Origin of the sequence: Streptomyces sp. NPDC014676 (assembly GCF_043084105.1) — a bacterium.
In the GTDB taxonomy this organism is placed as follows: domain Bacteria; phylum Actinomycetota; class Actinomycetes; order Streptomycetales; family Streptomycetaceae; genus Streptomyces.
The window spans coordinates 176,798-195,557 of the sequence record NZ_JBIBZI010000013.1; the positions used below are offsets into that span (position 1 = coordinate 176,798).

At 72.3% G+C, this 18,760-nt stretch carries 13 protein-coding genes; 5 read left to right on the forward strand and 8 right to left on the reverse strand.

All coding sequences use genetic code 11. The annotated features are described in order from the left end of the window. The first annotated feature begins 154 nt into the window (after positions 1-154). Complete coding sequence (locus tag ACF1DX_RS30320; protein ID WP_391794317.1) at positions 155-1,216, forward strand: alpha/beta hydrolase; 1,062 nt, start codon at positions 155-157, stop codon at positions 1,214-1,216. 170 nt (positions 1,217-1,386) lie between these two features. Here ACF1DX_RS30320 and ACF1DX_RS30325 read toward each other — a convergent pair whose 3' ends face one another. Then, on the reverse strand, positions 1,387-2,121 hold the full coding sequence (locus tag ACF1DX_RS30325) for a TioE family transcriptional regulator (RefSeq protein ID WP_391794318.1): 735 nt from the start codon (positions 2,119-2,121) through the stop codon (positions 1,387-1,389). A gap of 57 nt (positions 2,122-2,178) precedes the next feature. Between ACF1DX_RS30325 and ACF1DX_RS30330 the strand changes: the two genes are divergently transcribed. Continuing rightward, positions 2,179-3,384, forward strand: coding sequence for an erythromycin esterase family protein (locus tag ACF1DX_RS30330; RefSeq protein ID WP_391794320.1), 1,206 nt, complete (start codon positions 2,179-2,181; stop codon positions 3,382-3,384). Positions 3,385-3,541: 157 nt separating this feature from the next. Here ACF1DX_RS30330 and ACF1DX_RS30335 read toward each other — a convergent pair whose 3' ends face one another. Genes ACF1DX_RS30335 through ACF1DX_RS30355 form a run of 5 tightly spaced genes read right to left on the reverse strand, consistent with a single transcriptional unit; the run spans position 3,542 to position 10,952 of the window. Further along, a complete protein-coding gene (locus ACF1DX_RS30335; protein WP_391794322.1) occupies positions 3,542-6,442 on the reverse strand; it encodes a DUF5682 family protein in 2,901 nt (966 codons plus the stop codon). Beyond that, the gene (locus ACF1DX_RS30340) at positions 6,439-7,563 is read right to left on the reverse strand and encodes an AAA family ATPase (RefSeq protein WP_391794323.1); all 1,125 of its coding nucleotides are present in this window, start codon (positions 7,561-7,563) and stop codon (positions 6,439-6,441) included. The genes ACF1DX_RS30335 and ACF1DX_RS30340 overlap by 4 nt, the downstream gene beginning before the upstream one ends. 55 nt (positions 7,564-7,618) lie before the next feature. Further along, positions 7,619-9,043, reverse strand: coding sequence for a VWA domain-containing protein (locus ACF1DX_RS30345; RefSeq protein WP_391794324.1), 1,425 nt, complete (start codon positions 9,041-9,043; stop codon positions 7,619-7,621). Continuing rightward, positions 9,040-10,434 (reverse strand): hypothetical protein, encoded by a 1,395-nt coding sequence (locus tag ACF1DX_RS30350; protein ID WP_391794325.1) that lies wholly within the window; start codon positions 10,432-10,434, stop codon positions 9,040-9,042. The genes ACF1DX_RS30345 and ACF1DX_RS30350 overlap by 4 nt, the downstream gene beginning before the upstream one ends. Next, on the reverse strand, positions 10,434-10,952 hold the full coding sequence (locus ACF1DX_RS30355) for a hypothetical protein (RefSeq protein WP_391794326.1): 519 nt from the start codon (positions 10,950-10,952) through the stop codon (positions 10,434-10,436). Before ACF1DX_RS30355 ends, ACF1DX_RS30350 begins: the two co-directional genes overlap by 1 nt. Positions 10,953-11,130: 178 nt before the next feature. Here ACF1DX_RS30355 and ACF1DX_RS30360 point away from each other — a divergent pair, with 178 nt between their 5' ends. After that, positions 11,131-12,789 (forward strand): N-6 DNA methylase, encoded by a 1,659-nt coding sequence (locus ACF1DX_RS30360; protein WP_391794327.1) that lies wholly within the window; start codon positions 11,131-11,133, stop codon positions 12,787-12,789. A gap of 164 nt (positions 12,790-12,953) precedes the next feature. Next, positions 12,954-13,352 carry a hypothetical protein gene (locus ACF1DX_RS30365; protein WP_391794328.1) on the forward strand — a complete coding sequence of 133 codons (399 nt, stop codon included), beginning with the start codon at positions 12,954-12,956 and terminating at the stop codon, positions 13,350-13,352. Between the two features lie 235 nt (positions 13,353-13,587). Here the strand turns inward: ACF1DX_RS30365 and ACF1DX_RS30370 are convergent, their stop codons facing one another. After that, complete coding sequence (locus ACF1DX_RS30370; protein ID WP_391794329.1) at positions 13,588-14,010, reverse strand: hypothetical protein; 423 nt, start codon at positions 14,008-14,010, stop codon at positions 13,588-13,590. Between the two features lie 575 nt (positions 14,011-14,585). Then, a complete protein-coding gene (locus ACF1DX_RS30375; RefSeq protein WP_391794330.1) occupies positions 14,586-17,363 on the reverse strand; it encodes a glycosyl hydrolase in 2,778 nt (925 codons plus the stop codon). A 407-nt stretch (positions 17,364-17,770) separates the two neighbouring features. Here ACF1DX_RS30375 and ACF1DX_RS30380 point away from each other — a divergent pair, with 407 nt between their 5' ends. Further along, positions 17,771-18,691, forward strand: a complete 921-nt coding sequence (locus tag ACF1DX_RS30380; protein WP_391794331.1) for a hypothetical protein — start codon at positions 17,771-17,773, stop codon at positions 18,689-18,691. Positions 18,692-18,760 lie beyond the last annotated feature (69 nt).

Here is an 18,760-nt window from a genome sequence, read left to right on the forward strand (position 1 = left end):
ACGACAGGAAAAGGTTGTACGCAGCAGTGAGGAACATGGGCCCCACGGCTCAGCCCGCCCCCTCGGGAAAGAGAGCACCCGTACTGTCGCGGATCGCTCCCGTGGTGGATCCTGCCCCGAGGCAAGTCCGTCCCCGAGCCCGGTCGAACCGTTCATGCAGCGACGCACCGCACCGCAGGGAGCCGCCGTGACCGCCGTCCTGACCCTCCGAGCCCGCATCCGGCTCGTCCTCGCCGTCCTCCTCCTCACCCTCGTGCCCACCACCCCCGCACGCGCCGCCGACCCACCCCGGACGACCACCCCGGCCCCCGCCCCGGGTGCCGTAGGACCGCACGGCGCCGAGGTCGTCGCGGTCACCCGGGTCGCGGACCGCCAGCTCGACCTGACGGTCCGCTCCACGGCCCTGGGCGGCCGGACGGCCAACGTCCGTCTCCTCACCCCCGACGGCTGGAACCCGGCCGACCGGCACCGGCACTGGCCCACCTTCTGGCTCCTGCACGGCTGCTGCGGCGACTACACGTCATGGACCGCCAAGACGGACGTCGCGGCCGTCGACAGCCTGCGCGACGTGCTCGTCGTCATGCCCGAGGCCGGCTGGAACGGCTGGTACAGCGACTGGTGGAACCACGGCCGGGGCGGCGACCCCGCCTGGGAGACCTTCCACACCGTGGAACTGCGGCACCTCCTGGAGCGCGACTGGGGCGCCGGCCGCGACCGCGTCGTGGCCGGCCTGTCGATGGGAGGCCAGGGCGCCCTGCTGTACGCCGCCCGCCACCCCGGGATGTTCAAGGCCACCGCCGCCTACTCCGGCTCCGCGCACCCGCTCCTGAACGACGAGTCGGTCGACCGCGTCATGGGCTTCTTCGCGGGCCAGGGCGACGACCCCCTGCGCGTCTGGGGGGACCCGGTCGCCCAGCGCCGCGTCTGGGAGGCGCACGACCCCTTCCACCTGGCCGAGCGCCTCAAGCACCTCCCCGTGTACCTCTCCTGCGGAGACGGCACCACCGGCCCCCTGGACCCACCGGGCGGCACCAGCGCCCTCGAGGCCGACTTCAACCGCCAGAACCACGCCCTCGCCGCGGAGCTGAAGCGCGTGGGTGCGCGGCACCTGATTACCGACTTCTACGGCCCCGGCACGCACGCCTGGCCCTACTGGCAACGCGAACTGCACGACTCGCTTCCGATGCTGCTCGGAGCCCTCGGCGTGACCGGCTGACGTCCGGGGCCGGCCGGGTCGAGCAGGTCCGGTGGCAGCGTGGCCCACCGCGGGAACCGGGTGCCGGCCAGGCACCTGGCCGGCACCGCGTCGATCCCGGGGAGCGGGTCCGCGACTTCAGCGGCTGCCGAGGCGGCTCCTGAGGCCGGCCCGCTTCACACCGATGGGCTTCACGCGCGTGCGCGGAGGTAGGCGTCCAGCTCCGCGGCCCCGGCGAGCATCGCCCGTCCACGGGCGGACAGCCGGCCGCGCCACTCGCGCAACGTGTCTTCCAGCGGCTCCACTCCGCCCGCCTCCCGCACCTGTGCGATCAGCGGGGCGATCTGCTCCAGCAGGTGGCCGCCGCGCCGGAGTTGGTGAGCCAGCCGTGCGTCGCGTACGTCGGCGTCGTCGTAGACCCGGTACCCGGTCACCGGATCCCGTCGCGGGCGCACGAGCCCGGCCTCCTCCCACTTGCGCAAGGTCGCCGGCCGCACCCCCAGCTCCGCGGCCAACGGGCCGATGAACGTACGACCCGAGCGGGGCCCGGGGGTGTCGCGCGCGGACCCCCTCTCCGGGGAGAGGGCGCGGAGAGCTCCCTCCACGGCCTGCAGTGTGCGCCGGTCCTCGAGCAACTGGGCGTGACTCTCGTCGATCAAGCGGAGCGCCTCGTCGGCCGCACCCCGGTTCACGGCCCGCATGACCGCCGTCGCCGTCCGGTGACTGTGCCCCGGAACCAGCGTGAGGAACGCGCTGAGGGCCTGCGCGTGCAGCTCCGTGTAGGTGCGATAGCCGTGGGCCGTGCGGCCGGCCGGAGGGAGGATGCCGGCCCCCTCGTAGTTCCTCACGGCCTGCGTGGACAGACCGTGACGTCGTGCCAGGTCGATGGGCCTGAGTTTCCCGGCGTTTTGAAGGTTTCGCCCCACAAGGCCGATGGTATCGCGTCCAAGTTTCCACCGAAGGTTCAACGATACGGTTGAAGCATGGAAACCGGGAACAAGGACTTCGCCCATCCCGTCGACGCCGCAGCCGTGATGAAGCTGCTCCCGTCCCGCCCACGGCTGCTGGCCCTCGGAGAGCCCACCCACGGCGAGGACGCCCTGCTCGGCCTGCGCAACGAGCTCTTCCGGCAGCTCGTGGAAGAGGAGGGCTACCGCACGATCGTGCTCGAGAGCGACTGCGTGAGGGGCCTGGCCGTGGACGCGTACGTCACCACCGGGACCGGCACCCTCGACGACGTCATGGAGCGCGGATTCAGCCACGGGTGGGGCGCGTCGGCGGCCAACCGCGCACTCGTCCGCTGGATGCGGGAGCACAACGAGGAGCACCCCGCGTCCGAGCGGCTCCGGTTCGCGGGCATGGACGGTCCGCTGGAGATCACCGGCGCCGCGAGCCCGAGGCAGTCCCTCACCGCCCTCCACGACTACCTCGCGGCGCACGTCGACCCGCATCTGCTGCCCTGCACCGCGGACACGCTCGACCGTCTGCTCGGCACCGACGAGCCGTGGACCCGTGAGGCCGCGATGACCGACCCGTCCCGGTCCGTGGGCCGGTCCGCCGAGGCCGAGGAGTTGCGGCTGCTCGCCGACGACCTCGTCGCGCTGCTCGACACACAGACACCCCACCTGCTCACGGCGGCCTCACGGGACGACTGGGACCGGGCGCGCCTGTACGGGCGTACCGCCACCGGCCTGCTGCGCTACCACTTCTGGACGGCCGACCCTTCACCCGCCCGCATGACGCGCCTGCTGGCCACGCGGGACGGGATGATGGCCGGCAACCTCCTCGCCCTCGCCGACCGGGGCCCGGTACTCGTCCACGCCCACAACAGTCACCTCCAGCGGGACAAGAGCTCGATGAGCATGTGGGACCACCCGCGGCTGGAGTGGTGGAGCGCCGGCGCGCTCGTGAGCGCGCGCCTCGGAGAGCAGTACGCCTTCCTGGCCACCGCGCTCGGCACGATCCGGCACCACGGGGTGGACACACCGCCCCCGGACACCCTCGAAGGGCTCCTGTACGCCCTTCCCGAGGACCGCTGCGTCGTCGACCCCGCCCGCCTGTCCGCCGCGCTCGGCGACACCGGTCCCGCGCTCCGGGTGTCCCCGTGGTTCGGCTACGCGCCGTTCGACCCGGCTCATCTGCCCCGCACCGACGGGATCGTGTTCCTCGCGGACGTCCAGCAGGGCTAGGCCGTTTCCGATGGCTCCTGCCGGGCCGGGCGGATCAGTGCTTCGGCCGGGCCGCCGCCCTCACGGTGCGGCGGCCCCCCTGTTCGTGACCGTGCCGGAGAGCTTACGGATCCGGGTCCGGGCGGCCGCGCGGCCGCCCGGACCCCGGCCGCAGCCGTCACGCGCCGGCGAGCAGGGACTCCAGGACCTCCGCCGTGGCCGGATGACGGGCCGTGAGGACGGCGCCGCCCGACGGCGACGGGCCGGCCGCCGCCCACGTACCGTCGCAGCCCAGCAGCTCCGCCACCGCGTCGCACGTCGCCGGGTGTGCGGCCAGCAGCCCCACGCCCGACGGGGCAGGGGCGTCGGGCCGCGACCAGCCGTCGTCGCAGCCCAGCAGCTCCGCCACGGCGTCGCACGTCGCCGGGTGCGCCGTGAGCAGTGCCGTGCCCCGGCGGACATCGGCCACGGGTGCGGCGGCGAACGGATCCGTCTCCGGCACCCGCCACGGCGGCACCCACGCGTCCAGTGCCGCCAGCCGGCCCGGGAAGATCCGCCCCGCCTCGCGGACCATCAGCGGGGCGAGGTCCGCCGCGCCGGAGCGCAGGGTGGTGATCAGCAGCGGCAGCCACGGCAGCAGCACCGTGTCCGGCAGCCGCCCGAACGCGTTCGACACCGCCTCCACGACCACGTCCGCCAGCCCCGGCACGGGCTCCAGGGCGTGCACGAAACCGCTGAGGTAGCGCGGGTAGGAGGGCACCACCAGCGGGTTGTCCAGCAGCTCGTCGCACCGCGCCCGCAGCTCGGTGCGGGACAGGGTGCCGAGCTGCACCTGTGCCGCCCACAGCAGTGCCGTCTTCGACGGGTCGTCGGGGTGCGACTGGGCGACCGCGAGCTCGAGCTGGTTCCGGTCGCAGCCCAGCGACAGGGCGAGGCTCTCCATGGAGAACAGGAAGCCGAGCATCGCCGCGACCTGCCCCACCGTCGCGTCCTCGTCCCGGAACGCCGTCGGCAGCAGTGTGCAGTAGTGGGCGTAACCGGTCTTGACGAACGACTCGATCCACGCCGGCAGCACCGGCTCACTGGTGCGGTAGTACGCCAGCAGCGCACGCACCCGGCGCAGCACCTCCGGCGCCCCGTCGACACTCCGCTCGGCGCCGAGCAGCTTCAGCGCGTGCGTGCCCAGCTCGTCGGCGAGGCGGTGGCCCCTCAGGTACAGGAGCGCGTCCTCGACCGCCGCGAGCACGGTCGCCGTCGTCGCCCGCGGCCCGTACACGTCGCGCCGCAGCCGCTGCTCAAGGACCTGCTCCAGGCTGACGCCCTCATAGCCGAGCTCGATCAGGGCCCGCTGATGCGTGCCGAGCGCCAGGTCCCACGACTCCTGGATCGACCGCTCACCGAGCCGCCGCTCACCCATGATCGGCCGTGCCGCGCCCTGCGGCATCAGGCGCCGCAGCATCCACAGCACGTCCGAGCACGCCCGCAGTTCCGGCCGGGACGCCATGTCCAGCAGCGCCCGGCGCACCCCGCGCTGTTCGAGCTTCAGCTCCAGCGGCGCCAGCCGGTCGTACACGTCACGGGCGAGCGGCGGCAGCGACTCGTAACCGACCTGCCCGATCCGGTCGCCGCCCATCATGATCTCGACGAGGCGCCGCACGTCCCGCCGCCCGGGGACGCTGTCCTTCTCGATGCAGGTGACCGCCGCGTCCTGGAAGTCGTACGGCGTCGGCTTGGCCCGGTCCCGCATGCCGGCGAGCAGGATCGACGTCTCGAAGACGGCGATGGCGTCGGCGGTGGAGGCGAGATAGCCGTTGCGCCGGGCCGCCCGCACGATCTCCACCGACCAGCCGAGCAGCTCGGCCTCGTCGAGCCCGTCGAGCACGGGCGGCCGACGGAGGAACCCCGACAGCTTGTCCGCGGCGGCCGTCTCGGGCGGCGGTGCCGGGACGACGGCCGTCTTCTTCGCCGCGGACTTCTTCTTCCCGGCCTGGCCCTCCAGCACATACGGCTTCACCCGGGTCCGCTTCAGGCCCTTCGCCCACTCCGTCGCCGCGATCGACACCGACCCGGCGGCGAGGCCGAACTGCGCCTCGATCGCCGCGTGGCTGGACGGGATCAGCCCGTACTGCCAGGTCGTCGCGGTGCGCGGCGAGATCGTGAACGTGTCCGAGCCGCCCCGCACGCCGAACTCCTCGACGCGGCTGGCCGCGTGGAACGCCCCGCACACGTACAGGCAGTCCTCCGGGTCCGTGCCGGTCGCCGCCAGGTGCTCGCGCATCCGCGTCCACATGTACCGCTCGCGGTCCTCGTCCACCCGGAGCCGGGACCCGTCACCGGGGGCGAGCCGCCGGAACAGGCTGCCGATGAGGAACATCACCTGGCGGTAGGTGTCGTGGTCGCTGTCCCCGAGCGGGACCTCGACGTACTGGTGCCACCACTCCGACCAGTGCCGCACCTTGCCGTGGCGCAGCAGGTGCTCCTCCAGCTCGGTGAAGCGCGGCCGCAGGTCGCCGATCCCGACGCCGACGGCCTCACCGTGCAGCGCGGCCTCGGCTTCCTCGGGGACCTCGGTCCCCTCCCCGGCCTGTTCGCCCCCGCGGTCCCACTGGAAGACATGGTCCGAGGACCGGTCGACGAGCACCAGCTCGACGCCCGGCGTGTCCAGGGCGTACGCGATCGCCTGGTACTCGGCGGACGCCTCCGTGACCGGCGCCACCACCGACAGCGGGGCCCAGTCGGCGGGGAAGCCGTCGACGTCACCGGCGAACGCCTGCACCGCCACCGGCAGCCGGCAGTTGCGCAGTTCGGTCAGCAGCGGCGCCATGTCCTCGCACAGCTCCAGGTACACCACCTTGGGCTGCTTCTCGCGCAGGCGGCGGGCCATGGCGAGCGCGGAGGCGGGGGAGTGGTGACAGACGGGGAAGATCTCCAGCGGCTCGCGCACCGCCCGGTCGACGTCGTCGACCATGCCGAGCAGGATGCCCTCCAGGGCGTCGGGCCCGCCCGCGAACTCGGCTGCCGCTTCCTGGAGTCGCCCGCGCAGCGCCGCGAACGACGTGCTCTCCCGAGGCCCGCTCATGACAGGGTGGCGATCGCGTCGCGGCCGCCCTCGAGGAACTCCGGCCAGGAGCCGCCCTCCTCCTTGCTGCGCGGCTCGACGACACCGTGCAGGTACTTGTTGAGGATGGCCAGGTCCTCGGGCTCGCGCCGGGTGAGCGAGCCGACCAGCGAGGAGGCGAGGGCGCGGGCGGTCAGGGTCCGCTCGCCGAAGAAGTTGCTGTGCAGGACGGCGTCCTCCAGCACACCGATCTGCTCGGCCGTCGACAGCGCGGACTCCAGCTTCTCGTCGTCGCTGCCGGCCGCGGCGGCGGACGCCCGCAGGTCGGCGAAGCTCCGCAGCAGCACGTCCAGCAGGGTCGGCGGCACGTCCAGGTCGATCGAGTGCCGGCGCAGCAGCTCCTCGGTGCGGAAGCGGACGATCTCCGCCTCGCTCTTCTTGTTCGTCACCACCGGGATGCGGACGAAGTTGAAGCGGCGCTTCAGCGCGGAGGACAGGTCGTTGACACCCCGGTCGCGGCTGTTGGCCGTGGCGATGACGGAGAAGCCGGGCCTGGCGAAGACGATGTTGTCGTCACCGCCGCCGCTCTCCAGCTCGGGAACGGAGATGTACTTCTCGGAGAGGATCGAGATCAGCGCGTCCTGCACGTCGCTCGTGGAACGGGTCAGCTCCTCGAAACGGCCGATGGCCCCCGCCTCCATCGCGGTCATGATCGGCGAGGGGATCATCGACTCCCGCGACTGGCCCTTGGCGATCACCATCGACACGTTCCACGAGTACTTGATGTGGTCCTCGGTGGTGCCGGCCGTACCCTGCACCACCAGCGTGGAGTTGCGGCAGATCGCGGCGGACAGCAGCTCGGCCAGCCAGCTCTTGCCCGTGCCGGGGTCACCGATGAGCAGCAGACCGCGGTCGGAGGCGAGCGTGACGATCGACCGCTCCACGAAGCTGCGGTCGCCGAACCACTTCTGCGACACCTCCCGGTCCAGGCCGTCGGCACGCTCGGAGCCGAGGACGAACAGACGGACCATCTTCGGGGACAGCCGCCACGAGAACGGCTTGGGGTTGTCGTCGATCGACTCCAGCCAGTCGAGCTCCTCGGCGTACTTGATCTCGGCGGGGGCGCGCAGCAGGTCGGACATGAGGGGAAGGCCTTTCCGTACGGTGATCACGAACAAGGTGTGCGGATGAGGGTGATCAGGTGAGGAACGTCTTGAGTTCGTGCACGAGCTTCTTGATGTGGCCGGAGATCACCGGCGTGCCGAGGTCCTTGAACTTCTCCCGGAACCACGGGTTGACGCTGCCGCGCCCGGAGCTGGTCACCGAACCCACCGGGATGAACTTCGCCCCCGAGCGGTGGACGGCGGCCATGCTCTCGAACAGCTCGTCGGTGCGCCATTCGTAGAAGTCGGAGATCCACACCACGACGGTGTTGCGCGGCTCGGCGATCTTCGGCTGGGCGAGCGCCATCGCCACGGTGCCGTCGGTGCCGCCGCCGAGCTGGGTCCGCAGCAGCGTCTCGAACGGGTCGTGCGCCCAGGGCGTGAGGTCCAGCGCCTGCGTGTCGTACGCGATCAGGTGGACGTCCACCTTCGGCAGCCCGGCGAAGATGGACGCCAGGATGGTGCAGTTGACCATCGAGTCGACCATCGAACCCGACTGGTCCACGACCACGATCAGCCGCTGGGGTGTCGTCCTGCGGCTGGTGTGCCGGTAGTAGAGCCGGTCTACGTAGAGCCGCTCCTCCTCCGGGTCCCAGTTGGTGAGGTTCTTCCAGATGGTGCGGTCGAGATCGAGGTTGCGGTAGACCCGCTTGGGCGGGACGGACCGGTCGAGTTCACCGACCGTGGCCTTCTCCACCTGGGTGCGCAGCACTTCGGTGACCTCGTCGACGTAACGCCGGATCAGCGCCTTGGCGTTGGCGAGGGCGACACCGGAGAGGTTGTTCTTGTCGCGCAGCAACTGCTCGATCAGCGACATGCTCGGCGTCAGCCGGGAGGCCAGCGCGGGATCGGCCAGCACCTCGCGCAGATGCATGCGCTTGACGAGACCGGCCTCGATGGAGCCGAGCTCCGGCCCGATCTCGTGGATCAGCCGGCTGAGGTCGGGCGCGGGCGCGCCGAAACCGGTGCCGGTCGGGCTGACGCCCTGCCCGGCTCCCGCGCGGCCGGCGCCACCGCGTCCGCCGCGCAGCTCACCGGGCCGGCAGCCCAGCGCCCGCTCCAGCCAGCCCGCGTCCGACTGCCAGCGCGCCAGCTGCTCGGCGGTGACGGTGCCGGAGCCGGAGGCGAAGACGTTCAGCAGCACCTTCGACGCGAGCGCCGCGCGCCGCACCTCGGCGGCCCGGTCACGCGCACCGTCCTCGTCCGGCTCGGGCGTCATCAGCCCGTCGAACTCGGCGGCCAGCTCCGGGTGCCGCTGCACCACGGAGTCGACGGACGCCCCCGGGTCGAGCAGTGCGGCCGGCAGGCCGACGTCCTCGACGACGGCGAGACTCGCCGACTCCAGGGACGCCTGCTCCTCGGGGTCGAAGAGGCGGGCCAGCAGGCGCCAGTACAGCACCTGCCGCCGGTTCTCGTCCGGATCGGGCGCCGGGGCGCCTCCCATGGTCCGCCCGCTCATTTCCGCAGCAGCTTTCCGGCACGCTCGCGCAGCACCTTGACGGCGTCGGTGGCGGCCTTCTCGGCGCGCACGCCGGCCTTGTCGGCCGTACCCCCGGCCCAGGCCCCGGCGTGCACGGCGACGCTCTTCTTCCGCACGGTCCGCTCCACGGCGAGCGGCTGGAGCAGGAACTCCCCGGCGTCCCACCGCAGCAGCCCGATGCACGCACCGGACGAGGTGACGACCTCGGGGGTGAGCGGACCGGCGGCCGGAACGCGGTCGGTGTCGACGGCGAGCCGCCCGCCGGCGAACCGGAACGCCACCCCGCCCTCGTCCTCCTCCACGGTGTACCCCTCCAGCAGGACGGGCACGGCGATCCGGGCCGGATGCCGGTCGAGCGGAGCGGTCGCGAAGGCGACGGCGACGGGCAGCGCCACCCGCGCGGTGGCGAACGCCTCGGCGGGCTCGCCCGCACGCGCCCGGGCGTCGTCCCACAGCAGATCGCCCTCACCGGTGACGGGCATCGCGTCGAGCTCCACGGCCCGCCCCTCGCTCACGGCGGCCAGCAGGGACAGGTGCGGCCGGAGCAGCTGCCACAGCCCCGCCCCGACGACGGTGTCGGGCTTCGGCGCGGACACCGAGGCCCGCACCAGCCGCGGCGTACCACCGTCCGCCGGCTCGAACACCGCGTGCACCTGCGCCTGTACGGCGGTGGCGTGCTCCTGCACGTCGACCCCGAGCGGCAGCAGCCGACCGGTCGCCTCGCCGGCCGCGGGGGCGGACGCCGCGCCGGGCAGGGCCAGCAGCATGGCGCGCGACCACAGGTCGGCCCACCGTCGTACGGGAACGTGCTCCAGCGCCGCGCCGGGGCAGGACGCGGCGAGTTCGGCGGCGAAGCCGTCGAGCAGCGTGGCCAGGCGGCGCAGTGCCGGGTCGGGCAGCATGGCGGACACGACGGGCGCGGCACCGGCGATCACCTCGTGGTCGATACCGCGCCAGCCGGCCCGCGCGAGATCGCACAGCCAGCTACGGGCGGCGGCGCACAGGTTGACCGCGTACTCCTCCCCACCGGCCGCGGCCGTGCCGCTCTCCTCGTCCCGCGCCCGCCCGACGGCCTCCTCGACCCGCAGGAGGAGCGCGTCGTGCACGGAGCCGAGCAGCGCGGTGCGCGCGGCGGCGAGCGCCACGAAGTGGTCCTCGCCGGCGGCCCCGGCGGCCGTCTTCCCGGCCGCCTCGGCGACCCGCCCGGCCAGCGGCGACCCGGCGACGGCCTCGGCGAGAGCGGCCAGCCCGGCGGCCTGGGCGGGCCCCGGACGGAGCAGGCCGTCCACGAGAACCTCGTCGAACCCGTCCACGGCCGCGAGGGCCTCGTCGAGCCCGTCGACCGTGTCGTTCAGCAGATCGGCACGCATCACGCCACCGCCCTCGTCGTAGGGAACCACTGCATCTCGGGCAACGGGGCAGTGGTCGGGGTGAGTTCGAGGTAGGCGAGGTGCCGCAGGAACCGGCTGAACACCTGCGCCGCCGCCGAACCGCCGCCCTGCGCGGGCCGCGTGCGGCTCATGGCACTGAAGACGGTGTGGGCGTCCGGGTCCTCGCCGGAGACCTCGGCCTTCAGATACCGCGCCACGCGCTCGACGCCGTACTGCAGCACCGCCTCGTCGACGAGGGCGCGTATGTGATTGCAGAACCCCCCGCGCGCCCCGCCGCAGGGCCGGTTGTTGTTGGTGCTGCACGCGAACGCGTACGTCGCCGCCTCGACGGACGACACGTACACCCGCCCGATGTCCGACCCGCTGGACACCACACCCTGCAACCGGCCGTCGGCCAGCTCCACGAACGGCACCTTCGCGAGCTTCCGCGGTCGCGCGGGCGGCACCACCCGCGCCGTACTCGACTTCTCCCGGACCGACAACGCACCATCTCCCATGCATGCGAAAGGGGACGTCAACGCCAGAGCGGCGCAACGAGATCAAGTTATCGGCGGCCACTGACAACGCCCCCTGCCCGGGCGGACGCGGAGGCGGCGGACAAAGCGATCATCGTTGACGTCGTCAACGGTCGTATTCCATTGATACGCGGTCGGGGCGCTGTGTACCGTAGGCGGTATGCCAGAGACCCCGGCCACGCCGACGAACCCGTCGGTCACCGGCTCCGAGATCGCCCGTATCGCGGGTGTCACCCGCGCCGCCGTGTCGAACTGGCGACGGCGGTACGACGACTTCCCGGCGCCGGTCGGCGGCGGCGCCAACAGCCCCCTCTTCGACCTGGCCGAGGTCCAGGCCTGGCTGGACAAACAGAGCAAGGGACAGGACGTCACCGACGAGGTCCAGCTCTGGCAGGTGCTGCGGGGTGCCTACGGCGACGACATCCTCGGCGGGCTCGCGGACATCGCGCACGCCCTCACCACCCCCGGGGAGGAGGCACCGGCGGCGTTGCCCGAGCAGGGGATCCGGCTCGCCCGCCGGATGGCCGACGGCGGTTCCGCCGCGGACGTGGTGAACGGCCTCGCCGAGCGCTTCACGGAGTCCGTACGGCGGGCGGGCTCGGACCAGGTGACCTCGCCCCGAGTGGTCCGGGCCGTCCGGCACTTCGCGGGCGACGTGGCCACCGACGCCGTACTCTTCGATCCCGCCTGCGGAATCGGTACCCTCCTGCTCGCCGTCGGCGCCGGACAGGGGGCCAGGCGCTGCGGCCAGGAAGCGGACGCCCGCAGCGCACGTCTCGCGCAGTCGCGGGCCGACCTCGCGGGACTTCCCCGTACCGAGATCAAGCGGGGCGACTCCCTGCGCGCGGACCGGTGGCCCGACCTCAAGGCCGACCTCGTCGTCTGCGATCCGCCGGTCAGCGACACCGACTGGGGCCGGGAGGACCTCCTCCTCGACCCCCGCTGGGAGCTCGGCACGCCCTCCCGCGCGGAGGGCGAACTCGCCTGGCTCCAGCACGCCTACGCGCACACCGCCCCCGGCGGCCGTCTCATCATGGTCATGCCCGCCTCGGTGGCCTACCGCAAGGCCGGCCGCCGCATCCGGGCCGAGCTGGTCCGCCGGGGCATCCTCACCCAGGTCACCGCGCTGCCTCCGGGCACGGCCGCCGCGCACTCCCTCCCCGTGCACCTGTGGCACCTGCGGCGTCCGATGTCGCCGGACGACGCGGCCACCGCCGTACGCATGGTCGACCTCACCTCCAACGGCCCGGACGACCCCCTGGAGCCGCGGCCCCAGCAGATCACCGAGGTCCCCCAGATCGACCTGCTCGACGACCTGGTCGACCTCACCCCGAGCCGTCACGTCGAGGAGTCCCACCGCGACTACGTGACCGAGTACGACACCTTGCGCCAGGAACTGACCGGACAGGTGCGGCGCCTGGCCGAACTGCTCCCCGCCCTGATCGCCGGCGAAGGCGCCGGAGCCCTGGACGGCCCGAGCGTCAGCGTCGCCGACCTGATCAGGGCCGGGCTGGTCGAGTACGCGGACCCGGAACCGGTCTCGGTCAGCGACCAGCTCGACACGGACTTCCTCCAGGGCTTCCTGCACAGCGCCGCCAACAGCCGCCGCTCCACCACCGCCAGCGGCACCTTCCGCCTCGACAGCAAGGGCGCCCGCATCCCGCAGATGGACATCACCGCACAGCGCGGCTACGGGGCCGCGTTCCACGCGCTGAGGGAGTTCGAGGAGCGGTCGCGGAGGGTGGCGGAACTCAGCCGGCAGATCGCGGCGCTGGCGCGGGACGGCCTCGGCAACGGGGCGCTGAAGCCCGACGCCTGACGTCGGATGCCTGATGTCCGACGCCGGGCGCCCGACGTCGGACGCCTGACGCCTGATGCCTTCGTGTCGAAAACATGTACGCGCACGCCCCGGCTGTCTGGCACCATGAGTCGCCGCACCGATGTGTTTTCACGCGGGTCGAGCGTCCTACCGAAGGGGATTCCATGGCGGACTGGATCTACATCCTCAATCCGCGCAAGGACACGCTGGACGGGGAACCGTCCGACAAGGAGACGATGCGCCGACTCGCCGAGGAGGAACCGGAGCTGGAGCTCTGGCTCAGCCGCCGCAACCGCATGGAGCCGGGCGACCGCCTCTGGTTCTTCTTCGCCCAGCCCGAGTCGGCGGTCGCCGCGGTGGCCGAGGCCGACGACAGACCCCGCCCGGACGACGAGGACCCCGACGTCCCCTTCCTGGTCCCCGTGACCTTGCTGACCGAAGCGACGAAGGCGCTGTACCGCGACCCGGTGAGCCGCGAGGAACTGGGCCTGGGACAGGTGCGATCGGTACAGAAGGTGAAGCCGGAGGCCCTGCCGGTACTGCTGGCGCGGGCGGGTCTGTAGGCGGCGCGGCGGCGCCCGTCAGAAGAGCCGGGCGACGGTACGGCCACCCGTGACGCGGAGGAGAACCGGCTCCTCGGCGCCGGCGCTCCCGGCCGCCGCCGTACCGGTGACCCTGCGCGGGTCCGCGCCGGGGCCGGTCAGGACGCCGCGGTCGAGTACGGCGTCACCGGCCTCAGGACGGCGGCCCCGGCCAGGCTCCCGGTGGCGCCGAGCACACGGCGTCTGCTCAAAGCGGTCATGAAGTGCCCTCCTTGTCGGTACGGAGTCGGATGACGGTCAGGCCCACGGCGCAGGCCAGGCAGAGCAGCGCCAGGACCGGGAGCACGACCAGAACCGGGTTCACCCAGGCCGGAACCAGGTCGTACCCCGCATGACACTTGTCGTGCAGCGGGAACCACCGCGTGTACTCCTCGAAGTTCGCCCTGCGGTACGCCCGGTCGTAGGTCTGGCCCGTCTTGTGGCACGCCTCCTCCGGGTCCAGCGACGCCCCGGCGAGGGAGCCGATGAGATAGCTGACACCGGCTCCCAGCAGCAGGAGCACCGCGCTCCAGGTGAACCACGCGGGACTGCGCCGCCACGTGCCGGAGAGCAGCGGGCGGCTCCAGAACCACAGACCGACCAGGAGGGGCAGGAGAATCGGGACGAGGAGGAGGGCCATGGGCTGAACTCTGCCGGTTCTTCCCGGCCTGCCGGGACGCGGCCCGCTGCGCGGCCTGCTTGCGGTAGACGGCCAGGTTCTCCTTGTACTTGGCGGCCAGGCTGCTCTCCAGGCCGATGAGGGCGAGTTGACGGCCGGAGAAGCCCTGACAGAACGGGGCCGGCTTCTCCGTGTTGCCGGGAAGGAGGACGAAGTCCGTCGGCAGGGCGGCGCCCGCGCCCGTGATGAGCGCGAGCCGGGCCGCGTCGACGGTGATGTCGGACGGGCCGGCGAGGATGTCCCAGCAACGCGCGCGCGTTGGTGGCGTTCTCCCAGCGCCGGTCGAAGTGGCCGCGGAAGCGGGTCAGGGCGCCCCCGTTGTTGTAGTGCGCCTTCATCCGGTCGACGACGTTCCCGCCCTCGGCGACGCGCTTGGCCGCCGTGCCGGCTCGGGGAGTTCCTCGGCAACCGGCCGGCGGTCCCCGGCCAGCTGGTCGAGCTGGAGGGAACCGCCGTCGCGTGACGCGACCGCACCGCCGCTGCCGCTCGTGCCGGCCGGACCGGCGCGAGCGGCAGGCGGACCGGTCTTCGCCGGTTCAGCCGTACGGGATCACCAGCACGGACTTGTCCGTGCCCGTCCGGAGCTTCGAGGTGCCGTTGCCGATGGCGCTCCACACCTCCAGGCGCACGGTGCCGCCCTTGAGGTCGCCCGGTGTGCCCGTGGCCGCCTTGAGCCCGCGTGCCTGCGAGTACTCCTCCCATCCGGTGACCGGGTCGGTCGCGAAGTAGTGGTACGTCTCGGTCCGGTCGAAGCTGCCGTCACCGGTGAAGTCGTAGCTGATCCGGGCCTGCTGGCCCAGCCCGACCGCGGTGCCCGCGTCCACCTGGAGCCGGAAGGCGGTCTGCGCGCCCGGGGTGAGCGTGCCGTTGACACCGCGTACCTCGTAGACGAGGGGCTGGTACGGGGTGCCGTCGTGGTTGGCGCCGCCGGCGGAGGCGATGGTGTCGCTGCCCTCCGTGCCGCCGGTCGCCGTGGTCAGGGCGCCACCGCTGCGCAGCTGGAAGGTGTTGCCGGTCGGCGGGTCCGGGTCCGGGTCGGGTTCTCCTGAACCGGTTCCGGTGCCGGTCGCGGTGGAACGGGCGGGTACGGACAGGGACTTGCCGTCGGAGAAGGTCACGGTGCGGGCCGTGGAACCGTAGTTGTGGGCCGCGTAGGTCCGGGTCGTTCCCTTGGTGAAGACGGCGGAGGAGGGGATGTCACCGGTCACGGTGGCGTCCGGGGCGCCGAGGGTGTCGAGGGTGTTGATCCAGTGGTAGGTGTGCGCCTTCGACTCCCCCTGCTCGGGGGTGTAGCCGGCGTTGCCCGCGTCCCACTTCGCCTTGGCCGTGCCCGGATCGGCGAGGGACTGGAACTCCCAGAGGATGTCGCGCCATTCGACGGCCGGGCCGCCGTTCTCCCTCTCCATCTCGGCGATGTTGCGCCGGATCGCGGCCTTCTCTCCGCCGAGGTGGAGCGAACCGCCGGTCACGGGCAGGACGTTGATGCCGTGGATCTCCTCGGGGTTGGCGGTCCACCAGGTGGAGTAGGCGGCGCCGCTGCCCCACACCATGCCGGCCGTGTCGTGGCCGAACGAGGACGGGAAGACCTGCTCGTCGGCGTCGAACCAGTACTGGGCGATCGACTCCGACTCGGTGGTCAGCAGGAAGGTGCCGAGGTCGCGCAGCGAGGTGTCGCCGGTGGCGGAGCCCCACAGGACGAGGGCCGCGCTGAGGTTGGTGGACTCGGAGGAGGACTCCTGGTTGTTGCCGGCGGCGAAACCCTGGTGGCCCGAGGCCCAGCTGTGGCCCGCGTAGACGTCGAAGCCGCGCAGGAAGGGGAAGGCGGTGTCGGTGCGGCTGGGGTTGGCGGTGTCCCGCACGAGCGCCTTGACCATGCCGCCCCAGGCGGAGTCGGCGGCCCACGCCGGGTCGTACTGGGCGACGATCGCCGCCGCGTAGACGTAGTAGCCGTAGTGGAAGTGGTGGTCGTTCAGCTCGGTGTCGCTGCCGTAGGAGGCGGGGTAGCCGGTGAGGGTCTTCCAGTCCTTGTCGTAGCTGAACTCGTTCGCGCCTCCCGCCGTGAACCAGTCCTGGAGCCTGCCCTTCATCAGGCCGAGCATCCGGTCACGGGTACCGGTCTCACCGATCTGGTCGGCCACCGGGACGAGTTGGGCGAGGCGGCCGAGGGCCTTGCCGGTCCAGTAGGTGTCGGAGGCACCGGAGAAGGGGTCGGCGGCGTTCACGACCTCGTTCAGGTAGCCGCGCAGCCGGGCGGCGTCCACACCGCTCGACTTCGGCAGCGCGGGCAGCACCGCCGACGCCTTCTGGCTCGTGGTGAAGGAGGCCGACTCGCGGACCTTCATGGTGCCGCGCGGGGAGACGTAGGTGTAGGAGGTGAGGGGGTCCGTGGTGTGCAGCCACTGGTGGCGGTAGAGGGCCTGGAGCGTGCCGCGCTCGGTGCCCTCCTTCGCCTCGGTGGTGAGCGTGTAGGTGGCGCCGACGGTGCCCCCGGTGTAGTTCCAGGTGACCTTGGAACCGGTGACGAAGCTGTACGCGTACTTCTTGAACGTCGCCAGCGCGTCGGTGGACGGCAGCACGGCGACGGAGAAGTAGTCCTTCGAGCCGAGACCCGCGGTGACGGTGGAGCCGGAGACGTTCCAGTCGCTGCCGGTCGGGGCGAAGAGCGCGTAGTGGTGCCCGGCGACGGTGATGCCGAGGACGTTGCCCTGGTCGGCGAAGACGGCGGGCGTGCCGGCGGTGGTGATCTGGGCGTTGCCGCCGGAGCCCTTCGCGTAGACGAACGGGGAGCCGTGGCCGATGGTGGTGCGCAGGGTGCGGGCGCCGTCGGACCAGTAGGGGGTGACCGTCCAGTCCGACCAGTCGTCGGCCTTGGTGTCGGGGGAGTTGAGGCCGGCCAGCCCGATGGTGAGGTCGCGCTTGTGGGCGTACTCGTACTGGCGGCCGTCACCGACGATCGCGGGGGTCGTCGGGTAGCCGACGTCGAGCCCGCCGGCCGTGGCCTGGTAGGTGAGGGGATGCCCGTACATGGGGGTCGAGTACGGGTTGTCGCCGTAGCGCTGGAAGGCGAGGGAGGACCACCAGTCGTTGGTGGGCACGGGCCGGTTCCTGGCGGCGGCGGTCACCTTGGGCGTGACCGGCGTTCCCGTGTTGGTGGTGGGGCCCGACGTGCCGGAGGGCCGGGTGTCGGAGTAACTGCCGGAGCCTACGGGAACGGTGGCGGCGGCCGCGGGTGCGGCGGCCGGGCCGAGACCGACGGCGGCGAGGGCTGAGGCCAGCAGCAGAACGGTTGCCGGTCTGGTGCGTGGGGATGGCATGCGTCACCTCAAGTCGTGACAGGGGGAGACTCTGAGAGCGCTCTCAGATGGCCGGAACGTAAAGCCCATGTAATGCACGTGTCAATGGCTTGAACGCAACGGATGGCCGCCGGGCCCGAAACCCGTCATGTCTTCGCGACGTGACGGTGTGAACGTCCTGCGGCCGGCTCCGACGACGGGGGCGCATGTACGGGGACTCCCCCCACCGCGTTGCCTCCCTTCACCGCGTTGCCTCCCTTCACCGCGTTGCCTCCCTTCACCGCGTTGCCTCCCTCCCCGCGTTCCCCCTGCCCACGCCTTGTTTCCCGGTCGACCACCCCGGCGGGCAACAGGAAACCCGTCGACCGCCGCCGACGGCGGGACGACTCTGGATCCGTCAGCAAGCGGTGGCGGAGGAGGCGGAGTTCATGAGACGGGTACTCGTCTCCTTGTGCGCGGTCGTGGCGTTCGTCACGACCGGATGCGCCGACAGCGGAGACGGTGACGATGGCCGGGCATCACAGGATCCGCGTCCGCGTCCCCAGGCACTGACCTGGCAGCAGGAACTGCGCGTCGCCGACGCGCAACAACGCCTGACCAAGCAGTGCATGAACCGCCAGGGCTTCACCTACTGGGAGGACCGCGGCCTGACGCTCCAGGAGAGCCGCCCGGTGCGCTTCGTGCAGGACGACGTGGCCTGGGCCCGCGCGCACGGTTACGGGGGACGTATCGAGGCGAAGAGCCTGCGGGTCCACGAGCGCAACCCCAACGGCACCTACCGGCAGAGCCTTTCCGCCACCCGGCGTGCCGCCTTCGACACCGCGCTGGACGGCGGCGACGACGCGAGGACGCTCCGGGCACCGCTGCCCGTCGGCGGAGAGGTCCGCAAACGCCTCGGCGGCTGCACGGAGGAGGCCGAGCGCACGCTCTACGGCGACCCAGCCGTCTGGTTCCGCACGAGCAAGACCGTCTCGGGACTCAACGCCCTGTACGGCGAGGAACTCATGAAGGACCGCCGGCTGACTTCCGCGATCAGGGCGTGGGCGCGGTGTATGAAGCAGGCGGGACAGCCTTACGAGGACCCCGGGGCGGCCCGCGAAGCCGTCCGCGTCCGCACCAGCCGACTGGGTGCGGCACGCGCGGACGAGGCGTTCGCCGCCGAGCGGAAGACCGCCGTGGCGGACGCGACCTGCGCCCGCGAGACCTCCCTGCGTGCCGTGGCCACGGCACGGGAGACGCATTACCAGGACCGCCTGCGTGACCGTTTCGGTGAGGACATCGACACCTACCGGAACCTCGGCCGGCAGGCCTACGACCGGGCGGTGCGCATCGTCCCGGAGCGCGACTGACCATGCCGCGCCCGGGCGGACACCGCCCCACGGCGCCGGTGCGCGCCGGGCAACCGGCCCGGCACACCG

Excerpts from the sequence above, each read along its gene's own strand:
- ACF1DX_RS30320 (WP_391794317.1), top strand. The coding sequence starts at position 155 with ATGCAGCGACGCACCGCACCGCAGGGAGCCGCCGTGACCGCCGTCCTG.
- ACF1DX_RS30330 (WP_391794320.1), top strand. The coding sequence starts at position 2,179 with ATGGAAACCGGGAACAAGGACTTCGCCCATCCCGTCGACGCCGCAGCC.
- ACF1DX_RS30335 (WP_391794322.1), bottom strand. The coding sequence starts at position 6,442 with ATGAGCGGGCCTCGGGAGAGCACGTCGTTCGCGGCGCTGCGCGGGCGA.
- ACF1DX_RS30340 (WP_391794323.1), bottom strand. The coding sequence starts at position 7,563 with ATGTCCGACCTGCTGCGCGCCCCCGCCGAGATCAAGTACGCCGAGGAG.
- ACF1DX_RS30345 (WP_391794324.1), bottom strand. The coding sequence starts at position 9,043 with ATGAGCGGGCGGACCATGGGAGGCGCCCCGGCGCCCGATCCGGACGAG.
- ACF1DX_RS30350 (WP_391794325.1), bottom strand. The coding sequence starts at position 10,434 with ATGCGTGCCGATCTGCTGAACGACACGGTCGACGGGCTCGACGAGGCC.
- ACF1DX_RS30355 (WP_391794326.1), bottom strand. The coding sequence starts at position 10,952 with ATGGGAGATGGTGCGTTGTCGGTCCGGGAGAAGTCGAGTACGGCGCGG.
- ACF1DX_RS30360 (WP_391794327.1), top strand. The coding sequence starts at position 11,131 with ATGCCAGAGACCCCGGCCACGCCGACGAACCCGTCGGTCACCGGCTCC.
- ACF1DX_RS30365 (WP_391794328.1), top strand. The coding sequence starts at position 12,954 with ATGGCGGACTGGATCTACATCCTCAATCCGCGCAAGGACACGCTGGAC.
- ACF1DX_RS30370 (WP_391794329.1), bottom strand. The coding sequence starts at position 14,010 with ATGGCCCTCCTCCTCGTCCCGATTCTCCTGCCCCTCCTGGTCGGTCTG.
- ACF1DX_RS30375 (WP_391794330.1), bottom strand. The coding sequence starts at position 17,363 with ATGCCATCCCCACGCACCAGACCGGCAACCGTTCTGCTGCTGGCCTCA.
- ACF1DX_RS30380 (WP_391794331.1), top strand. The coding sequence starts at position 17,771 with ATGAGACGGGTACTCGTCTCCTTGTGCGCGGTCGTGGCGTTCGTCACG.